The following is an 18,647-nucleotide window of genomic DNA, read 5'->3' on the forward strand; positions in this document are numbered from 1 at the left end:
TATTACAAGGGATACTAAACCAAAGGAGTACAGTTATGAACGATGATGAGAATGCCAAACAAATGTGCTCAAAAGTGGAACAATCTTATCAGATCATTGGCCGAAAATGGGTAGCATTAATTATCCATGCGTTAATGGAAGAACCCAAACGCTTCAGTGAAATTCATGCTTATATTCCCGATTTGAGCAAACGTGTATTGAATGAGCGTATGAAGGAATTGGAAGAAGAGGGACTGGTCGTACGGCATGTCGTTACTGAACGTCCCGTTCGGACTGAATATATGTTGTCCCGCAAAGGAAGCGAACTCGGGCGCGCGTTAAGCGCTGTCGAGCGATGGGCGGAGAAGTGGCTGTAACCGTTATGGTCCTGTTTTACAGGACCATACAGGACAATGGTTCATTAATCATATTCTGCCGCAGTTCAACAAATGAGAGACAAAAAAACGAAGGGAATTCATCCCTCCGTTTTTTGAAAATTATGTTTATTTCAGGGTTACGTAAATCGTGTATCCATTAGCCATATAGAATCGATATTTTCCTGGCTGTAAATCTTTGGTGTCGAATTCAAAAACCTTTCCTTCGATATCTTGCGGGATTTCTAACTTCATTCCATGACCATCCCTGACTTCTTTTTCAAAATTGGCTATAGTACCATAGGTATCCTCGTAAACAAAGTAAACCGTGCCCCCACCATAGTCTAAAGTAAATTTAATCACAGTGCCAACAGGCTCCTGTATTCTCCATTCAGTTGGATGATCTACAAATACGGGACGAGTATATGAAATAAATTTCGATGTGGTATAAACTTCATTTTTATAAACACTATCCGTTGTAGAAACCGCGCCTTCTAACACCTTAAAGTAGGTGCTTTTTCCCAGAACTGCCTTCTTGGGATTGATCTCAATTTTGTTGTATTTGATTGAGATTTCATCCTCTGGATCAAGAGGAACAAAATTGGGTGTTTGGGACCCTGTAGAAACGAGAATATAATCTCTTAATTTTCCTAGTTCAGACTCCATAATCATCCGATTAAAACTAATGGAATAAGATTCCCGAATGGAAACCCAGCTTCCACTCATACTTGTTGACTTCTGAACCAAAGGTTTATCTGGACCATCCATGACATTATAATAATTAACTTGAGAACTATTATTCATTGCATCCAATACAAAAATTCTTAATCCGCCATAGTGATTAATTAGCTCAGCTGTTGGAACTTCTGTTCTTTCATTTGCCACAATGGGGAATTTAATAGCTGCTCCAGCTTTTACTGCTTCATCGAGTAGAATAAGATTTTTGCCATCAATATTCTGAGTAGTAGCATAAACATTACCGCTCCGAGGACTGTACACATATACTGACTCCGTTGCTGTAATCGCTTGTTCTTCTGTACCTAGTATAAAAAAGGAGCCTCCCTCATAACTGCCATATTGACCGCTTGGTGAAGGGGTAGAACCTCCATTTCCCGGATTCGGGCTTCCCGGGGTTGGACTTCCAGAATTTGAGTTGCCCGTTCCACCAGTTGAACCTGAAGATGATCCAGTGCTTCCAGAGGGTACATTTGAAGTTGGAATCGAAGTGACGGGCTTGCTCGTACCGTCAATTTGTACGGTTGTACCTGAAGGTACCGAAGAACCTAAAATCACTTTGTTTGGTGCCTTTTCCATAGTTACACCCACAGCATTAACTGTAGCCTGTTCCACGGTGCCTGTCCCAAACATCTTGACTGCTGCATTAAGGATAGCTGTTATTACTTTTGCTTCCTTACTAATCTGAACTTCGGTTCCCTCGGCCGAATCAGCAAAATTTAGTTCCGTAACCGTTCCAGAAGGAACTTGAATATTTATACTCTTAGCTTCAACATCTACGGTATCAAAATTCCCTTTAAGATATACTCTGGACTTTTCGGGAAGTGCTTCGGATAGCTTGAGCTTATCGATTTTTGCAGTTCCATTAGATTCAATGTTTGCAGAAGTTTGAATTGTCATCTCATGTACTTCCGTTTTTCCCGAAGCAACCAAACGAACTGTGCCATCTTTTTTGTTGACAATAACCGTCAGCAAAACGGAATCTTCCAGATGTACACTATTCTCTCCACCGCCATATACGTAAGTTTTTCCTTGAACTGTTACGTTTTTGAGGAATACATCTCCTTGACCAACAGATTTGCTGATAATCAGATCACCTGTAATAGTCATATTCTGAAGAGTTACGCCCGAAGCGCCGATGACTACGTTTCCTTGAATCTCTTCTTTCTTGTCCTTAGAACCATACTGGCCTTCTTGTCCGTACCAGCTTCCATATGTACTAAAAGCCCTGTCTAGAATCTGTACTGCTTCAGCTCTGGTGACTGCACTATTCGGTTTGAAACTACCATTGCTATAGCCTACGACGATCTGCTTCTCAGCAGCAGCACTTACAGCCTCTTTACTCCAACTTTTAATATCTATCTGATCTGTAAAACTGGTCTCTCCACTACCCTGCAAGTTTAAAATTCGTGATACTACAGTTGCTGCCTCCTGCCTTGTTAGTGTAGCATTTGGGTGGAAAGAACCGTCTTTGTATCCTTGAATATATCCTGCTTGAACGCCTTTAGCGACATCTTGAGCATACCAATCAGATTGAGATACATCGGTAAAAGTTGAATGACCAACTTGTTCATACTGGAAAACACGATTAATCATAGCCGCCCACTCGGCACGTGTAATTTCTTCCTTAGGTAAGAAAAGATCTTGTTTATTTCCTTGTACAATACCTCTACCAGCCCATTTTTCAACGACTTCCTGTGCCCAATTCCCGTTTAAGTCTTTAAACGTTTTTACGGCAACAGTTGCTTTCCCGTCACGATCATACACTGCATCGGTTACAGTTTCAGCCTGAACTGCTGTGCCCATACTCCCAAATAACAAAACTCCTGATAAAAATAAACTTCCCCACTTCTTCACGATACTCTGTCTCCTCCTCTGTTTTGATTCCAAAGACCTATTACTTTGGTTCCAATCCCGTAAAATAGTATCATATAAATTAAAAACTAACAATATTTTCATGCAATAGGATTCTTTTTTTCACACTCCACATTTTTCTGCATCTTGGTCTGCCCTGTTGTTGTTTGGTATCCAGCTCATTATTACCAAAACTACATGATGAGGATCACGATCGTATTTGAATAAAAAAAAATGCTTTATCCGTAGATAAAGCGGCTTCTTTCTCATTTTATATTTTTCTGTTTCCTGCATAATGAGGTACTACTTAAACGTTATCTTATCTTTGTTCACTCTGCATCCAATCTGCGTCCAAGCGTAATGCCCCTATCCTCAAAATTTTCAACAGACGACTTCTTTTCATAAAAGTGAACAACATGCCGCATCATACTCTCTCTGGAATAAAATGTATCGTCCGATGGTATAGGAAAAACCACCTTCTCCCCAGTACTTGCAGACTTATATATCCCAACAATTAGCTCCAGCGTATCACGTCCGCTCTCTCCATCAACAACTAACGATGTCCCCTTCTCTATAGCATCCAGCACATTCTGTACCTGTCCGGCGTGACCTGAATGAATAACTTCCGGCAATGCATCATACTGCTGCTGAAGCTGCCGTTCGAGATCCGGATTAGGTTCGGGGAATCCATTACTTTGCGAAGTGGATGCGACTACTTTCCAGGGAACCGACACGCGGGCTTCTTTTCCTTGAAAAATTAACTGCTGCTCCTCTCCGTGATGTACCACGGAACTTGTAATCATACCCACTGCTCCCTGGCTGAAGCGTAGCATCGCCATGGATATGTCCTCCACCTCGGCATTATCATGTGCCGTATTGGCCATCATAGCCTGCACCTCGATGGGCGCCCCCATCATCCAGAGCATGGCATCTATATGATGTACCGCATGATTAAGCGTACAGCCGCCTCCTTCTTTTTCCCAAGTCCCACGCCACCACAGATCATAATAGCTATATCCTCGCCACCAGTAGGAGTCCACTTGAACATGGAGAATGGGCCCCATTTGACGGCTGTCTATTACACTTTTAAGCTTCATCATGGGAGTGGTAAACCGATTCTGGGCAACAACCGACAGCAGTTTGCCGCTATCCTGCGCTGCTTTCAGCATCTGATCCGCTTCCTCCAATGAAGAAGCCATCGGTTTTTCAACCAATACATGCTTGCCAGCCTTCATGAAATCACACGCGATGGAAGCATGGGTATACGGAGGTGTACAGATCGATACATGATCAATATCGTTTTGTAGCAGTTCATGATAATCCCTTACAGCAACAGCATCATGTAGTCCGTACTCAAGGATTCGCTTTTGCGCTTTTTCCACATACACATCGACCACAGCTACAATCCGGCATCGCTCCCGGAACTTCATATACGCAGAGATATGCGCACTACTAATCGCACCAGCACCAATAATAGCTACTTTAATCATCACTCTATCCCTCCCTTAGTTCTTTCACAATACCTCGGAATAGAGCGCTTTTATGCATGTATTCTGTGATAAAATATAACTATCTTGCGATGGTAAGGGAGGTCATCTGATTTCTATGTCACATATAAGTGATAGGCAATTCAGCCTGGCATGTCGCCGTACATCCCATGTAGCCTTTCGCGAGGTCTTTCATGCTCATTCACAGCTAGAATTAACCTATATTCATGACGGTTACGGACAATTGATTACCGAGGGACAGGTATTTCCACTTGAACCGGGTACACTGATGATTTTCCGGCCTTTTCAGATGCACCATGTGCAAATTCAGTTATCTGAAGCACACCCGTTTATACGCACGGTGCTTATGGTGGAGCTAGAGTTACTACATGCCTATTGGCCACACTTCATAGCCACTCATCAATTTACCGAACACCTTCTCAATGAGCAGCATTCTATACAACCGATCTTTCTCCTACCGGATTCACCACTCATTCAGCGAATGGAACTTTTCGGTGAACAATACCCTGAATTATTACCTCATGAAGCTGCGGAAGATGCCTGTCTTTTTGTACTGGATGCACTGACGCAATTACGCTACATCTGGAATATAACAGCCCGTCCCCTAGATCAGTATTCGTCAAACCAACCAACAGGGCGTTCAGAAATCATCGATCCCCACGCCGGAGCAGCCATGCAGTGGATTGAGCAACACTTCGCGAAACCTTTTCGTTTAGCCCATATTGCAGATGAACTGCATCTCTCTGCTTATCACCTGTCCCATGTGTTTAAAAAGGCAACCGGCACCAGCATTATTGCATATGCTCAAGCCACCCGTATTCGTCAAGCCTGCGTACTGCTCGGTCGTACATCTTTATCCATTCCTGAGATCGGCCACCGTGTCGGCATGTCCAGTCCATCTTATTTTTGCAAAGTATTTCGTAAAGCTACCGGCACCACACCACATCAGTATCGGTTAAGGATGAGGAGTGGAATGAGATGACGTTTTGACGTTTCCCTTAGAACGTACATATGAGATGATATGGAATAGATGAACCGTATGAATCAGCGTACATCCAGCCCCAGTTTTTCCAAATACACACTCATATACTCTGTCAATTGATCCAGATCAGCCCGCTGATCCTTGGATAAACGCTCCATGTGGTAACTCCCGTCCGTATCTTCTACTTTCGTTTTATACGTCTTCATTTGTTCATATACGGATCTAAAGTCGGCATATTCTTCCTTCGTAAACAACTTTTCAGCCTTGGTAAACTGTTCCGTCCAAAATTCATCCTCATCCATCAGCCTCGGTGAAACAGGTATAGATTTTGACGACTTGTTCTCTAACGAATTTATTTTATCAAAAAAGGGCTCAAGCTTTGCTGTAATCTGCTTGTACTTTTCCTGCTCCTCTATACTCCAGGTATCCGGATTCATTTTCCCCTGGGCATCAGCATGGATCAATGCCATTTGTCCAAATTGTTTGAGCAGTCCCATATAAAGCCCGAATTCACTTTCCGTAAAATGAGCCTTGGCCTGCTGCAGCTTTGCTTCCAATCGCTCGTAATCTGCTGCTGTCCCACCTAACGGGGTGATGTTTTCCCGTGAACCATATATACTGTCAGCCAGATATGTATACCCCGCGTAAGCACCTGTAGGGATAAGAAGCGCTGCCAGCAGCAGTATGGTCACCCGCCATGTTTTGCTTCGTTGTACATTAGTCGTTTTTCTCAGAGTTCCATTCATTACATTATGTTTGACACGATCCGAGATGATCCAATCTTTCGTTTTCTCCTGATATGCCGACCGTAACTGTTCATCCAATTTCATTGGCATTGTCCACCTTTCTCGCAAATTCAGAGTGCAGTTGCTGCTTCTGTCTCAACTTGGTGAGTGCAGCATGAATTCGAGATTTGACCGTACCCAGCGGGATATCTAAAATATCAGCGACTTCTTCCTGGGTATATTCGTTCAGATAGTGTAAAGTCACTACCTGTTGCAACTTGTAAGGCAGACGCTTTACCTGCTCTAGTAAGGGAAGATTGGCCAGCTTACGAATCAGATGTGGTGAAAAATCATATTCCATAGCTGTATCCATCTGCTCCATCCGTTGCTTAAAGCGAAACTGCATCATTTTCCTACGTCGGTAACTTTTGACCTGTCGCATGCTAACCCCCATTAACCAAGGCCGAAAAGCACGTCCAGGATCATATCGTGCCAGAGATCGATAAGCCTGAATATAAATCTCCTGCACCAGATCCTCGGCATCCGCCGCATCATGCACCAGAAAACGAACCGTACGATACACATCCGTTACCGTCTTCTCATATAACTCTCCATAAGCCTCATGGTCTCCAGCCAAGGTAAGTTTCACCAATGTTATGTACTCATTCTGTTCACTCATTTTCCATCCCCTTTCTGCTGATACTATATATTGGTTTAGGTCTATGATATCGTTCGATTTAATTTTAAATTTTTTATAAACATAATAAAAACCTATTCCCAAAACTTCGGGCTGAAGTTGGAATAGGCTCATACATAGAAAAATTGGAATGAGATAACCAAGCCGTAGTCCTTTGACCATAGCATATACAAAACATAATTGAACCTGTAGCATCCAGATAACTCCCTTTAAGGTCTCCCTGATCACGTACCAATACCAAAGACCGCTGGCAGCATCTTGTACATTAACGTGAGCGTGGCACATTCTTTTGAAGATACCAATAATCTTACCTCATTTGGGATAGTTAACAAGGAAAGTTCAGACAATCAACAAGAGCCACTGCGTACGATCCCATTGCAATACTCTAGAAAATAGGTTGATAACCGGTTAAAAGAGCTGTCTTAGTCACTATTCCGACTCTTTCTATATAAGCGATAAACATCCCTTAATACATCTAAGGCGAGTTGAAAAAGTGACAACTTACGAAACAACCGCATCATCACCACAAACATGAAAATGAATACAATTTCCATAAAAGTTCTGTTTAGCAGATCGTGACCATACAGTTGATAAATGCCTCGGCTCAAAAACAATAATCCTCCTCCAACCATTAGCCGAACAACCAGGAGTAACTCTTCTTCTTTCTCCATATCACTTTTCCCCTTCCCCAAAATCAAACGTATGTTTATTTTGATCCTGCACTTTGGCTATCTCTTCCTCGATTCCCTTAAAAAATAAAAAAGCACCAATCTAACCCTTTAAGGTTGATCGGTGCTTCCGATTTGAGATATTCAATTTAATTGTCTTTATTATAGTTAATACTTTGGGTTAAGTAAATACACTTATAGAATGATAGAGAAAAATACTTGAACAATGGTTGGGAAAACGTTAAAAAATAAAATTGGACAGCAGGATTTTTTTATTTGTTAAACCATCCGCTGCCGCATCGCTTCAAACAACAATATCGTTGCTGCCATCGCGGCGTTAAGCGACTCAGCTTGTCCCTGCATCGGAATCGTAATTGCGTCATCAACGAGCTGTGCCGTGGTGTCCGAGATGCCCTTGCCCTCATTTCCTATAACAAGCCACACAGGCTGGGTAAAATCATAACTGTAACACGAATACGCTGCCTGCAAAGAGGTGCTAACCAGCCTCACGCCTGCGGCTTTTGCTTCAGGAAGCAACGACTGCAACTCGCCCTCCACAATAGGCAGATGAAACAAAGAGCCCATCGTTGATCGAATCGTCTTCGGGTTATACACATCCGCACAACCAGCGCCAAGAACGACACCTGCGGCTCCGGCAGCGTCCGCACTGCGAATAATCGTACCCACATTGCCAGGGTCTTGCACACCATCAAGCACAACCACCAATCCTTGTGGCTCTGCGATAAGACTTTGCAGCGACTCTTTGCTTTTTCGCACGATGGCAAATATCGGCTGAGGTGTCATCGTATCCGTACATTTGGCGATCACGGCAGGAGACACACTGACCCACTCGACTCGCTTCAGTGGATTCTCCAGTCCAGCCAGTTCTACAGGCACTCCCTGCTCACCATCGTACACGATACACTCCAGATCAGCTCCGGCACGCAATGCTTCCTGTACGAGATGAATACCCTCGATTATATATTTATGTTGACGGGTTCGATGCTTTTTCTCCAGCAACTGTGCCCATTCTTTTACACGTGTATTTTGCGGTGATACAATATCCATCGTTCCATCCTTCCCATTTTCGGGCTCATTATTATTCCTTAATCACTTTGGATAGGCCAGCTCCAGCTTGGTCAGATGATCCTTGTGCCCGACAATAACCAGCACATCTCCATCTGCAATCCGATCCTCGGCATAAGGAGAGATGTTCATCGAACCCCCGCTTTTAATTGCCATAACGTTACAGCCGAAACGTGCCCGGATGTTCAGCTCCAGCAGGTTTTTGCCAATCATCTGCTCAGAGGCCTTCATCTCCAGAATGCTGTAATCCTCAGATAACTCAATATAGTCCAGAATGTTGGGGGATGTTAAGTGATGCGCTACACGCAGACCCATATCCCGTTCAGGGTAGATCACTTTGTCCGCACCAATCTTCTGCAACACCTTGCCATGCAATTCATTCTGAGCTTTTACAATCAATACGGGTACACCCATATCTTTCAATATCAAAGTGGTCAAAATACTCGCTTGTATATCTTCGCCAATCGCTACAACGACAACGTCAAAATTACGTATTCCCAGCGCTCGCAGCGCTTCTTCATCCGTTGAATCTGCCGATACCGCATGGGTCACCACATTGGACATTTCCTGCGTCCGCTGCTCGTTCGCATCAATCGCCAGCACGTCAAACCCCATACCGCTCAGTGCATGCGCTATACTTGACCCGAATCGTCCCATACCGATTACAGCATATTGTTTCTTCGTCATCAGGGTATTTAACCTCCCGCTGCATTACGGCAAGACGTACCAATTCCGGTACGATGCCAACGTAAATAATCCTTCGTAGTATACCACAAAGACAGAAAAACTTGAATGCGCTCATCCTCCACAGGGAACAGTAATACAGCAGCCGAATAACACGAGGAGGGAATTGCGATGCCCATTACATTAAGCTTGCGTGAAGCGATTGTTCATAAGGTCCATGACAAGAGTGATGACCAGCTCCGGGAGATGATCGAAGGATCAGTGGATGGACCTGAAGCAGCTTTGCCTGGACTTGGTGCCATTTTCGAGATGATCTGGAAGAACACCGAACCTGCCAAGCAGGATGAAATGATTCAAATCGCGCAGGAGCATCTGCACACCATTCCCGTTCAACCACTTCGATAACCGAAGTATTAGCGGGATAAGGGAACCATCAAACCGTTTGTTCTGTCTGCAAAAAAAAGTCCCCCTAACCCGGCAGTTAGAATAATGCTGCCAAATAGGTAAGGATAAGCAAAAAATCCCTCCACCACGCGGCGGAGGGATTTCATTATATCTCGGTAACATTAAGGCGCAGTTTCCAGGAACTTCGCCGTTGGATTTTTATCGATCGCCGTTCTCATCGCATACTCATTCTCGAAGAGTACAACATAGTTTCCTTTTTTATCTTTTACCAGGGCAGAGTTGATCCGGAATTTACTCGGGTCTAAGTTCTCGTCCACGATCCAGCGGGCAAACTGATACTGCATCCGTTGCAGCTGCACATCTACCCCGTATTCACCCTTCATCCGGTATTCAAATACCTCGAACTGGAGCTGACCAACTACGCCCAGAATGGTCTCATCAAAGCTCACCGTGTTAAATACCTGAATGGTACCTTCCTCCGTAAGCTGATCGATCCCTTTTTGATACTGTTTGTGTTTCAAGGCATTTTTAACCGTTACCTTCGCAAAAATCTCTGGCGAGAACGTTGGCAATTCATCGAATACCACTTCACTGCCCTGACTCAGCGAATCCCCAATCCGGAAAATGCCCGGATCGAACAAACCAATAATGTCGCCTGCATAAGCCTCTTCAACAATATCCCGATCTTGTGCCAGAAATTGCTGCGGCTGGGACAGTTTAATTTCCTTGCCCACACGATTATGTTTAACGCTCATCCCTCGCTCGAATTTGCCCGATACAATCCGCAAGAACGCGATCCGGTCGCGGTGCGCAGGGTTCATGTTCGCCTGAATTTTGAACACATAACCAGTGAACTTCTCATTCGTTGGTTCAATTTCGCCTGCGGTACTGCGGCGCGGTTCTGGCTTCGGAGCCAGTTCCAGGAAGTTCTCCAGGAACGTCTGCACACCGAAATTGTTAATTGCACTACCGAAGAAGATCGGAGTCAATTCGCCACGCTGTACCTTTTCCATATCAAACGGGTCACCCGCGACATCCAAAAGTTCAAGCTCCTGACACAGCTGATCATGCAGATACTCGCCCGCCATCTCACGGATAATCGGATCTTTGTATCCATCGACTTTTTGCACTTTGATCGTCGAATGATCGTCGCCCTGGAACAGTTCCACCTGATTTTTCATCCGGTCATACACACCGCACAGATCGCGGCCTGTTCCAATCGGCCAGTTCATCGGCACGGAGCGAATACCCAGCACGTTCTCCAGTTCTTCCATCAGATCAAACGGACTTTGACCCTCACGGTCGAGCTTGTTGATAAACGTAAAGATCGGAATGCCGCGCTTCGCACACACCTGGAACAATTTAATTGTCTGTGCTTCGACACCTTTTGCCACGTCAATCAACATCACCGCGCTGTCAGCAGCTGTAAGTGTACGATACGTGTCCTCACTGAAGTCTTGGTGACCAGGAGTATCCAAAATGTTCACCCGATGATCCAGATAATCGAACTGCATTACAGAGGACGTAACCGAGATCCCCCGTTGTTTCTCAATTTCCATCCAGTCACTTGTCGCGTGTTTGCTCGCTTTCCGGGCTTTAACCGTTCCCGCAAGGCGAATCGCTCCCCCGAACAACAGCAGCTTCTCGGTCAAAGTCGTTTTACCCGCATCGGGGTGAGAGATAATGGCAAACGTCCGGCGTTTGTCCACTTCCTTTTGAAGAATGTTATTTGCAGCTTTGCTCATAGCGTCTATCCCTTTCATCCGTTCATTCACGTTAATCCGGTCAGCGCCGGTCATCCATAGATTCACTCGGTAAACTTTCAAACCTAGTTGTAAGCTCTAAAACTTTATGCCACCAAGGCTAAGCCGGTTGATTATAAACTCGCATGTCATCCTCATCATCAGAGGTACACGATAAATTCATTTTACACATTTACAATGGAGTTCATCCTTTCAGATCAGTGCTTCCATTCATGCTTTTTCCCTCGTTCTCAATTCAACTCTCCTATTGTACCATAATCTGTGCCGAAAATAACCGATTAGCTTCCACCAATTCAACACTTTTCTTCACAAAAAAGAACCCTTCCGCCATGTAACTGGCATTCGGGTTCCTCTCATGTCTTACAGATCATTCGATTTTAGAAGATCAGTGCATCCAGCGCATATTGCCCGCCGCCTGTCAGAGCCAGAGCCACACCCACCACAAGGATGGCGAGGTTATACTCAAATCCGTTCTGTGTAGACCAGTAACCGTTAGCACCGTGTACCTTAACGATGGCAATCACCATAGTCAGTGCGATCAGAATTCCGCCTACCGGTGTCAGAAGACCCAGCGCGAGCAGCAATCCGCCGCCGAATTCAGCAAGTCCTGCCAGCAAAGCAACGAGTGCACCAGGTTTCATGCCCATGGATTCAAACCATCCGCCTGTACCTTTGATTCCATATCCTCCGAACCATCCAAACAACTTCTGTGCCCCGTGCGCCATGAACGACAAACCAATCACCAAACGAATCAACAACAATCCTACATCCAACATCATTTTCTTTTCCTCCATTCGATATATACAAAATAGTATTCTTAGATTAAAGATATTATGCGAAATTTTTTTTCATGATTCTGTCTGCCCGCAAACCCCTTCAACTGGTTTACCTTTTATCTCATGAACGTTCCTCTGTGTCGGAATTTCTATATCACGTTTTGACCGAACGCAGCAGGTCTTTTGCTTAACTCTTTAACTCATGTGTTGAGTATAAGTTATTCACTTACTTTTTGTCAACAACTTAATTTAAATTATTTATTTCCTTTTGATGGAGCCACTTAGGATCTACTTCTTTGTCCGTAACTTCGATGGGGCATCAACTGAAAAAAGCCCGAAAGACCGCATCTTTCATGCGATCTTCCAAGGCCCTTTGCTAACCATTCACATGCCAAATGACGCTGTCCTCATCCTGCCCATTCACCGGCCACCAATGGAAACCATCCTGCTCCAGCAGCTTGGCTGTTGCCTCCGGGCCCCACGTTCCTGCCGGATACGTGTACAACTCACCCTGATTACGTCCCCAAGCGGCCGCGATCCGATCGACAAAAGACCAAGCAGTCGCCACTTCATCCCAGCGGGTGAAGTATGTGGAATCGCCTTCTGCTGCATCATGCAGCAGGCGCTCATAAGCTTCGGGCGAGTTGATTCCGATCATGCAACTCTGGCAGAAGTCCATCGCCAAGGGCTGAATCTCGGAATCCGAGCCCGGCTTTTTGGCATTAATTTTGATATAAATGCCTTCCATCGGATTCACCCGAATCACAAGCAGATTCGGCTCAAGCTTATATTTTTTACCGAGGTATACGTTATTCGGCATTGATTTGAACTCAACTACAATTTCCGTTGTTTTCACCGGCAGACGTTTGCCTGTCCGAATATAGAATGGCACACCAGCCCAGCGAAAGTTATCTACAAATACGCGTGCAGCAAAATACGTCTCCGTATTCGATTCCGGATCAACCTTATCTTCCTGACGATATCCGGGAAGCTGTTTACCGCGGTACTCCCCTTCCGTATACTGGGCACGTACAACGTTGTTACGCACATCTTCATCTGACGTAAACTCTCGCAGGGAACGGAGCACCTTCACCTTCTCATCCCGGATATCCTCCGGGAACAGACGACTTGGCGGCTCCATCGCGATCATCGTCAGCATCTGCAACATATGATTCTGCCCCATATCACGCAGGGCGCCGGAATGATCATAATATCCTCCGCGTTCCTCTACACCAACTGTCTCACCCAGTGTAATCTGAACGTTCGCAATGTGTTTGTTGTTCCATAGTGGTTCAAAGAAGGCGTTCCCGAAGCGAATTACCTCGATATTTTGCACCATTTCCTTACCAAGATAGTGGTCAATCCGATAGATTTCCTCTTCCCTAAACACCTCGCGGATCTGTTCATTCAGCTTCTCGGCCGATGGCAGATCATATCCAAACGGCTTCTCAATCACCAGACGATTCCATCCACTGCTCTCCAGCATGCCGCCATCTCTTAAACTGTACGACACACTGCCAAACAACTCAGGTGCCAGTGCCAGATAGAACAACCGATTTCCCGGTGTTTTGAACTTAGCCTCCAACTGTTCCGTCTGCTCCCGCAGTTCCCGGAACCCGTCCACGTTGTTGATGTCCAGTGATTTATATTCAAAATGCTCAGCAAAAGCGTTCCACTCCTGCGAATCCCCCGCCGGGTAACGGCAGAACTCCTGGATAGATTCCAGAAGATCGTCCCGAAACTGTTCCTTGGACCTCGGACGCCGAGCTACGCCAATGACCGCAAAGTCATCAGCAAGCTTGCCTTCACGGTATAAACTGTAGATGGCCGGAAACAACTTCCGGCGGGCCAAATCTCCCGTTGCTCCAAAAATGAAAAATACTGCACCTGGTGTCTGTACTTCATTTTGCATTTGTTTATTGTCCATAGGCCCCTCTTTCCTCCGGGAAGATCTTCTAATCCGCTTCCCGAGCTATGTAATAGTGTTCAGTTCAGTCGATCTCATTAAACTAAATGACAATTACCAGCAAGTCCCAACTTGGATGTGATGCTATTTTAGCATATCACCTGCCAGGATTCAGCTACAATATCATTACCTCCATCATTTAATATTCAATCGTGATCACCGGAAAACCGACAGTAACACGCGCATCATCCTGCCCACTAACTTGATGTACCGCAAGTTGCATATTTAATAGGTGTGAGCCGCTCAGAATCTTTAGCGGTAACTCTGTCGCCTGATACGAAACACTGGCTGTAGCTACATCCTCATAACGCTCAACTTCCGTCATATCCAGTTCACAAAAGAGCTTGGCTTCCAGCGCTGCTAACTGTTCACCGGGCTTAATCCCCACACTAGCCTGAACTATATTTGATACGTCTATTGTGGATGATTCTCCATTCCCTTCACTCATCTCACTTAACTTGCCCTGTACGGACATATTCCAGCTTGCTTCTTTCAAACCGTTTTCAGTCATCGCCTCCTCCACCTGACCATGTAAAGCAAGCAATGCCTGACGATCCAGTTTTGCTCTTCCTGCCAGCTGCACGATCACATAATATTCATCCTGTTCTGTACTCGCCACATTAAGCAACAACCCTATTGGAGATTCAGACATGCCAACTTCCCCTTCGCTTCGATAGACATCATGTCCGGTTCGAACATCTTGAACGGGTGCTTCAAGTCCCAGATCTGCTGCCAGCTTCACAGCTTGCGTACGAGCATACCCGTGGCCTGCGACTTGCCATTTGATCACCCATTGATCTGCATGTTTTATAACTGCATCTGCTGTATGTAACAATTGCTCCAGTCCTGCCACTTCGGTACCAGAACCTTTCTTTTCTACTTCTGCATTCTCTGCATATACCTGTGTAACCCCGATTAAAATAATAATGGCTATGGCAACAACCCCTGTATTCATCCAACGTTTTACCAAGTGAATTCCCCCCGTTCGCTCTGCCAATCTATGAATCTATCAACAGCATGCCCTCTTCAGACTTGACCTATACCTTCTACCATATTCTCTCTACGGATGCACAAAAAAAGCCCATCCACCACGTTAGGGCAGAACGAGCTTTCTGTTCATATTTCTTTCCATTGCAGACACACACCTTGCGGTTACATCATCATCTTACTCGGCTAATCCATTCTTATAAGCGTAGATAGCAGCCTGTGTCCGGTCATCCACATCCAGTTTGGCCAGCAGGTTGGTTACATGGAACTTAACCGTCTTAATACCGATGATCAGTTCATCCGCAATATCCTGATTGGACTTGCCCTGCGCCAGCAACCGCAGAACATCCATCTCGCGATCGGTTAACTCTTCGTGTAAAGGTGCTGCCGCTTGCGGCTGTCTGAACCGATTCATCATCTTGGATGCTACCTGTGATTCCAGAACAGATTGTCCGCGGGCAGCGGCACGAATCGCATCAGCTACCTCATTGGCTCTGGACGTTTTCAGCAGATAACTGAAAGCTCCTGCTTCAATGACCGGATACATTTTCTCATCGTCCAGATAACTGGTCAGCACAATGACTTTACATTCCGGGTTCATTTTGAGCACCTGACGTGTCGCTTCAATGCCATCCATACCTTCCATGACAAGGTCCATCAGCACAACATCCGGCTTATACTCCTGTGCAAGCCGGATGCCTTCCTCTCCACTTCCGGCTTCACCGATTACTTCAATGCCGTCTTCCGTATCAAGAACCGCGGCAAGACCTATACGCACCATCTCATGATCATCCACGAGCAATACTCTGATCGACGCTTCCGTCTCCGTTTCGACTTCCGGTTCCATTGACATGTTCTACCTCGCTTTCATCGTTCATCAAAGGGATGGTAATCTCAATCCGTGTTCCTTTGCCAGGTGCCGTCACAAATTGGATGGCTCCCCCGATCTCCGTAACCCGTTCACGCATATTCGCCAAACCATATGAAGCCTGCTTCTGTTCATCCAGATCGAAGCCCTGCCCGTCGTCTCGAATCAGTACACGCACCGCATCCATTCGGCGTTGCAACCTGATCTCCATTTTCTCCGCTTTTGCGTGACGCAATGTATTGGACATCGCTTCCTGAATGATTCGGAATAAATGATTCTCAATTCCCTTTACCAGATGAATATCTTCGTCCATCTCCAGTACAATCTCCATCGGCACTTTCGTTTTTAATTCCATCACCAGATCACGCAAACCCTGCTCGAGATGTTTACCCTCCAGATAGACTGGCCGCAGATGGAGCAGCAGTGCCCTCATCTCGGACTGAGCAACCGAAGCCATTTCTTCAATCAAAGCAACCTGCCGCTGTGCCCGTTCAAAATCCTTCTCCATCTTCCGGCCTACCGCCGTTGCTGTCATCGAGATCGCAAATAACTGCTGTGATACCGCATCATGCAATTCCCTTGCGAGCCTTTGTCTCTCCTCTACAATGGCTGTAATTCTGGCCTGTTCGGCAAGCTGTGCATTGTTCGTAGATAACCTTTGCAGGGATGATACCTGATCCTCCCACTTTTTGCCGATGCGACCCAGCTGTTCACTAAGCCGGCCGACATCATCCTGACCGAGGTCGGGTACCGTACGGGAGAGTGAACCTTTTTCCCATTGCAGCAACGTTTCCGTTAACAATTCTAGCCGCCTTTTCACCCTGTAACTCTGATAAAATCCAAATACCGCCCCAATTCCGATCAGAAGCAGCAACAGAGCCAGCCCGGACTGTATAAGATGACGCCAGCCTGCAAATGGGGCCAGATAACCATATGTATACAATACATATAAAATAACAGCAAACACAATGAAAACAAGGAGGATCCCTTCACGCATACTTCGGGTAACCATATCGGTATGTTTTCTGTCCTTCATCCGGGACTCCTCCTTTTCCTCATCCACTTCTTAGTACTACGGATTATGAATATTTAAGTCGCCAACAATATACGAAATAACAAATTTTACTTTATATTCACTGGATTCATATCCAGGAGTTCTCCATACTAATCGATTCATCATGCCACTATCCTGCTCGCCCAGCAGATTGATTCGGCCAAACAGCACAGATGCCTCAATCTCAACCCCGTAATCCTCAGGCAGCGTTAGACGTACATTGCCCATAACCCCTTGCAACAGCACAATCGTTTGCTTCTCTTCAGGAATAGAGAGGGACAGATCCGCGTTGACCTCGCCAATGGCATGCCATAGACTCATACTGCGCAGCCTCCAGGAGGATTGATCCCAGTAATAACGGGCCATAAAATTTTGTTTTTTCATGACATCATCATGTAGATGAATCTTTTTGTTCTTGGAATAAAAATAAGCTAATGATGCGAGTACAATTAAAAAGACAATCATCAAGTTATCCAAGAGCAGCAAGGCTGCGCCAACACCAAGATAACGATACCCTTTTTTTGTTTCTCCTTTTCGAATCTGAAGCATTCCGACCGTTAACAAAATAAGTGCGGCAGCCGTCAGCAAGTTCATATTCCGGTTAAAGAGCATCAGAAAACCAACCACAATAATAATGACTGCAATCCAGTGACTTTTTTTACTCATCTCTGCCGCACCTCCTCTGTAAGTTCAACTACGATCTGGATTTTCTTCATTCGACGGAAAAGCCATAGCAGGCAATGAAGTCCTGTATGGCTTAACTTTTGCTCTACGAATCGTATAGGTTACACGATCTATAGAATATCATATTGTCCAGCAAGCGAACAGTTATTCTTTAGAAGTATCGATTGCTTCGTTCTTGGAACCATTGCCCATTTTATTTTTCAGAGCCTGCAATTGTTGATCTACTTTGAATTGTTTCTCCAGATCAACCGGATTGGTGTAGGAAGCTCCAGTATTGCGGTATGGTGCACGGGCAACATCTGCCTCAGCTTCAAGTTGCATAATCTTCTCTTCCATGCGGTGGAATCCAAGGGATGCACTTCCGCTCTCAATGGAATGCAAGCTGTTGATCGAAGACATTTGTTTCTTAGCTTTAGCCATCTGTGCACGGGATACCAGCTCATTACGTTTGTTGCGCATTTTGTAGAATTCATCTTTCATATCATGCAACTGTTGCAACAGATCTTTCGCTTGTGCTTCTGATTGAGCGTGCAGTTCGCGGTATTCCTCAATTTTTTGATCAAAATAAATTTTCTCTTCCAGCAATTTACGTGCTACTTCTTCCTGACCATTGGACAGAGCAGCTTCAGCTTGGGACTCCCGTTGTACCGAAGTACGTTCTGCCTCATCCAGACGTTGCTTCATGCGGCGCTCGTTAGCCATTTGTTTGGCTACAGTCACCTCAGCCTCATGAATTTCGGCCTCCATATCACGCAAGTACTGGTTCAACATTACAATCGGATCTTCCACTTTATCCAACATATCATTTACAGATGCCTTCGTCATATCCTTAATCCGTTTAAATACTCCCAT

Annotated in this window: 18 protein-coding genes; 3 read left to right on the forward strand and 15 right to left on the reverse strand. The window is 45.2% G+C overall.

The window, feature by feature from the left end:
* Positions 1-35 precede the first annotated feature (35 nt).
* Positions 36-356, forward strand: coding sequence for a winged helix-turn-helix transcriptional regulator (locus tag ABIE27_RS23880; protein ID WP_090919666.1), 321 nt, complete (start codon positions 36-38; stop codon positions 354-356).
* 126 nt (positions 357-482) lie between these two features.
* Here ABIE27_RS23880 and ABIE27_RS23885 read toward each other — a convergent pair whose 3' ends face one another.
* Both ABIE27_RS23885 and ABIE27_RS23890 read right to left on the reverse strand, forming a co-directional pair.
* Positions 483-3,047 carry an S-layer homology domain-containing protein gene (locus ABIE27_RS23885; protein WP_429351677.1) on the reverse strand — a complete coding sequence of 855 codons (2,565 nt, stop codon included), beginning with the start codon at positions 3,045-3,047 and terminating at the stop codon, positions 483-485.
* A gap of 224 nt (positions 3,048-3,271) precedes the next feature.
* A complete protein-coding gene (locus ABIE27_RS23890) occupies positions 3,272-4,432 on the reverse strand; it encodes a Gfo/Idh/MocA family protein (protein ID WP_429351678.1) in 1,161 nt (386 codons plus the stop codon).
* Between the two features lie 115 nt (positions 4,433-4,547).
* Between ABIE27_RS23890 and ABIE27_RS23895 the strand changes: the two genes are divergently transcribed.
* Positions 4,548-5,432, forward strand: a complete 885-nt coding sequence (locus ABIE27_RS23895) for an AraC family transcriptional regulator (protein ID WP_123064732.1) — start codon at positions 4,548-4,550, stop codon at positions 5,430-5,432.
* A 62-nt stretch (positions 5,433-5,494) separates the two neighbouring features.
* Here the strand turns inward: ABIE27_RS23895 and ABIE27_RS23900 are convergent, their stop codons facing one another.
* From ABIE27_RS23900 to ABIE27_RS23920, 5 genes are all read right to left on the reverse strand, one after another.
* Positions 5,495-6,262, reverse strand: coding sequence for a DUF3600 domain-containing protein (locus tag ABIE27_RS23900; RefSeq protein ID WP_429351679.1), 768 nt, complete (start codon positions 6,260-6,262; stop codon positions 5,495-5,497).
* Positions 6,249-6,836 (reverse strand): sigma-70 family RNA polymerase sigma factor, encoded by a 588-nt coding sequence (locus tag ABIE27_RS23905; RefSeq protein WP_429351680.1) that lies wholly within the window; start codon positions 6,834-6,836, stop codon positions 6,249-6,251. The genes ABIE27_RS23900 and ABIE27_RS23905 overlap by 14 nt, the downstream gene beginning before the upstream one ends.
* 440 nt (positions 6,837-7,276) lie before the next feature.
* Positions 7,277-7,525 carry a hypothetical protein gene (locus ABIE27_RS23910; protein ID WP_123064735.1) on the reverse strand — a complete coding sequence of 83 codons (249 nt, stop codon included), beginning with the start codon at positions 7,523-7,525 and terminating at the stop codon, positions 7,277-7,279.
* Positions 7,526-7,801: 276 nt separating this feature from the next.
* Positions 7,802-8,590: a TrmH family RNA methyltransferase gene (locus tag ABIE27_RS23915; RefSeq protein WP_123064736.1), complete on the reverse strand. Its 789-nt coding sequence runs from the start codon at positions 8,588-8,590 to the stop codon at positions 7,802-7,804.
* Between the two features lie 42 nt (positions 8,591-8,632).
* Positions 8,633-9,295 carry a potassium channel family protein gene (locus ABIE27_RS23920; RefSeq protein WP_429351681.1) on the reverse strand — a complete coding sequence of 221 codons (663 nt, stop codon included), beginning with the start codon at positions 9,293-9,295 and terminating at the stop codon, positions 8,633-8,635.
* Positions 9,296-9,463: 168 nt separating this feature from the next.
* On the opposite strand from ABIE27_RS23920, the gene sspI reads away from it, so the two are divergent.
* Complete coding sequence (gene sspI, locus ABIE27_RS23925) at positions 9,464-9,697, forward strand: small acid-soluble spore protein SspI (RefSeq protein ID WP_123064738.1); 234 nt, start codon at positions 9,464-9,466, stop codon at positions 9,695-9,697.
* Positions 9,698-9,858: 161 nt separating this feature from the next.
* Here sspI and ABIE27_RS23930 read toward each other — a convergent pair whose 3' ends face one another.
* The 8 genes from ABIE27_RS23930 to ABIE27_RS23965 form a co-directional block, all read right to left on the reverse strand.
* Positions 9,859-11,442 (reverse strand): peptide chain release factor 3, encoded by a 1,584-nt coding sequence (locus tag ABIE27_RS23930; RefSeq protein WP_123064777.1) that lies wholly within the window; start codon positions 11,440-11,442, stop codon positions 9,859-9,861.
* Positions 11,443-11,837: 395 nt separating this feature from the next.
* Positions 11,838-12,236: a DoxX family protein gene (locus ABIE27_RS23935; protein ID WP_053783291.1), complete on the reverse strand. Its 399-nt coding sequence runs from the start codon at positions 12,234-12,236 to the stop codon at positions 11,838-11,840.
* Positions 12,237-12,612: 376 nt separating this feature from the next.
* A complete protein-coding gene (gene zwf, locus ABIE27_RS23940; RefSeq protein ID WP_123064739.1) occupies positions 12,613-14,163 on the reverse strand; it encodes a glucose-6-phosphate dehydrogenase in 1,551 nt (516 codons plus the stop codon).
* 178 nt (positions 14,164-14,341) lie between these two features.
* Entirely contained in the window at positions 14,342-15,172 is an 831-nt protein-coding gene (locus tag ABIE27_RS23945) for a YwmB family TATA-box binding protein (protein WP_429351682.1), read from the reverse strand.
* Between the two features lie 195 nt (positions 15,173-15,367).
* On the reverse strand, positions 15,368-16,036 hold the full coding sequence (locus ABIE27_RS23950) for a response regulator transcription factor (RefSeq protein WP_123064741.1): 669 nt from the start codon (positions 16,034-16,036) through the stop codon (positions 15,368-15,370).
* Positions 15,978-17,093: a sensor histidine kinase gene (locus ABIE27_RS23955; RefSeq protein WP_123064742.1), complete on the reverse strand. Its 1,116-nt coding sequence runs from the start codon at positions 17,091-17,093 to the stop codon at positions 15,978-15,980. The genes ABIE27_RS23950 and ABIE27_RS23955 overlap by 59 nt, the downstream gene beginning before the upstream one ends.
* Positions 17,094-17,129: 36 nt before the next feature.
* Positions 17,130-17,777 carry a cell wall-active antibiotics response protein LiaF gene (liaF, locus tag ABIE27_RS23960; RefSeq protein ID WP_123064743.1) on the reverse strand — a complete coding sequence of 216 codons (648 nt, stop codon included), beginning with the start codon at positions 17,775-17,777 and terminating at the stop codon, positions 17,130-17,132.
* 162 nt (positions 17,778-17,939) lie between these two features.
* On the reverse strand, positions 17,940-18,647 hold the full coding sequence (locus tag ABIE27_RS23965; RefSeq protein WP_090919700.1) for a PspA/IM30 family protein: 708 nt from the start codon (positions 18,645-18,647) through the stop codon (positions 17,940-17,942).

The organism is Paenibacillus sp. 4624, assembly GCF_050435065.1.
Lineage (GTDB): Bacteria > Bacillota > Bacilli > Paenibacillales > Paenibacillaceae > Paenibacillus > Paenibacillus amylolyticus_D.

Bases quoted from the DNA above. Each gene is read 5' to 3' on its own strand.
- ABIE27_RS23890 (WP_429351678.1), bottom strand. From the start codon at position 4,432: ATGATTAAAGTAGCTATTATTGGTGCTGGTGCGATTAGTAGTGCGCAT.
- ABIE27_RS23910 (WP_123064735.1), bottom strand. From the start codon at position 7,525: ATGGAGAAAGAAGAAGAGTTACTCCTGGTTGTTCGGCTAATGGTTGGA.
- sspI (WP_123064738.1), top strand. From the start codon at position 9,464: ATGCCCATTACATTAAGCTTGCGTGAAGCGATTGTTCATAAGGTCCAT.
- zwf (WP_123064739.1), bottom strand. From the start codon at position 14,163: ATGGACAATAAACAAATGCAAAATGAAGTACAGACACCAGGTGCAGTA.
- liaF (WP_123064743.1), bottom strand. From the start codon at position 17,777: ATGAGTAAAAAAAGTCACTGGATTGCAGTCATTATTATTGTGGTTGGT.
- ABIE27_RS23955 (WP_123064742.1), bottom strand. From the start codon at position 17,093: ATGAAGGACAGAAAACATACCGATATGGTTACCCGAAGTATGCGTGAA.
- ABIE27_RS23915 (WP_123064736.1), bottom strand. From the start codon at position 8,590: ATGGATATTGTATCACCGCAAAATACACGTGTAAAAGAATGGGCACAG.
- ABIE27_RS23905 (WP_429351680.1), bottom strand. From the start codon at position 6,836: ATGAGTGAACAGAATGAGTACATAACATTGGTGAAACTTACCTTGGCT.
- ABIE27_RS23930 (WP_123064777.1), bottom strand. From the start codon at position 11,442: ATGAGCAAAGCTGCAAATAACATTCTTCAAAAGGAAGTGGACAAACGC.
- ABIE27_RS23965 (WP_090919700.1), bottom strand. From the start codon at position 18,647: ATGGGAGTATTTAAACGGATTAAGGATATGACGAAGGCATCTGTAAAT.
- ABIE27_RS23895 (WP_123064732.1), top strand. From the start codon at position 4,548: ATGTCACATATAAGTGATAGGCAATTCAGCCTGGCATGTCGCCGTACA.
- ABIE27_RS23900 (WP_429351679.1), bottom strand. From the start codon at position 6,262: ATGAAATTGGATGAACAGTTACGGTCGGCATATCAGGAGAAAACGAAA.
- ABIE27_RS23880 (WP_090919666.1), top strand. From the start codon at position 36: ATGAACGATGATGAGAATGCCAAACAAATGTGCTCAAAAGTGGAACAA.
- ABIE27_RS23935 (WP_053783291.1), bottom strand. From the start codon at position 12,236: ATGTTGGATGTAGGATTGTTGTTGATTCGTTTGGTGATTGGTTTGTCG.
- ABIE27_RS23920 (WP_429351681.1), bottom strand. From the start codon at position 9,295: ATGACGAAGAAACAATATGCTGTAATCGGTATGGGACGATTCGGGTCA.
- ABIE27_RS23950 (WP_123064741.1), bottom strand. From the start codon at position 16,036: ATGGAACCGGAAGTCGAAACGGAGACGGAAGCGTCGATCAGAGTATTG.
- ABIE27_RS23885 (WP_429351677.1), bottom strand. From the start codon at position 3,047: ATGAAAATATTGTTAGTTTTTAATTTATATGATACTATTTTACGGGAT.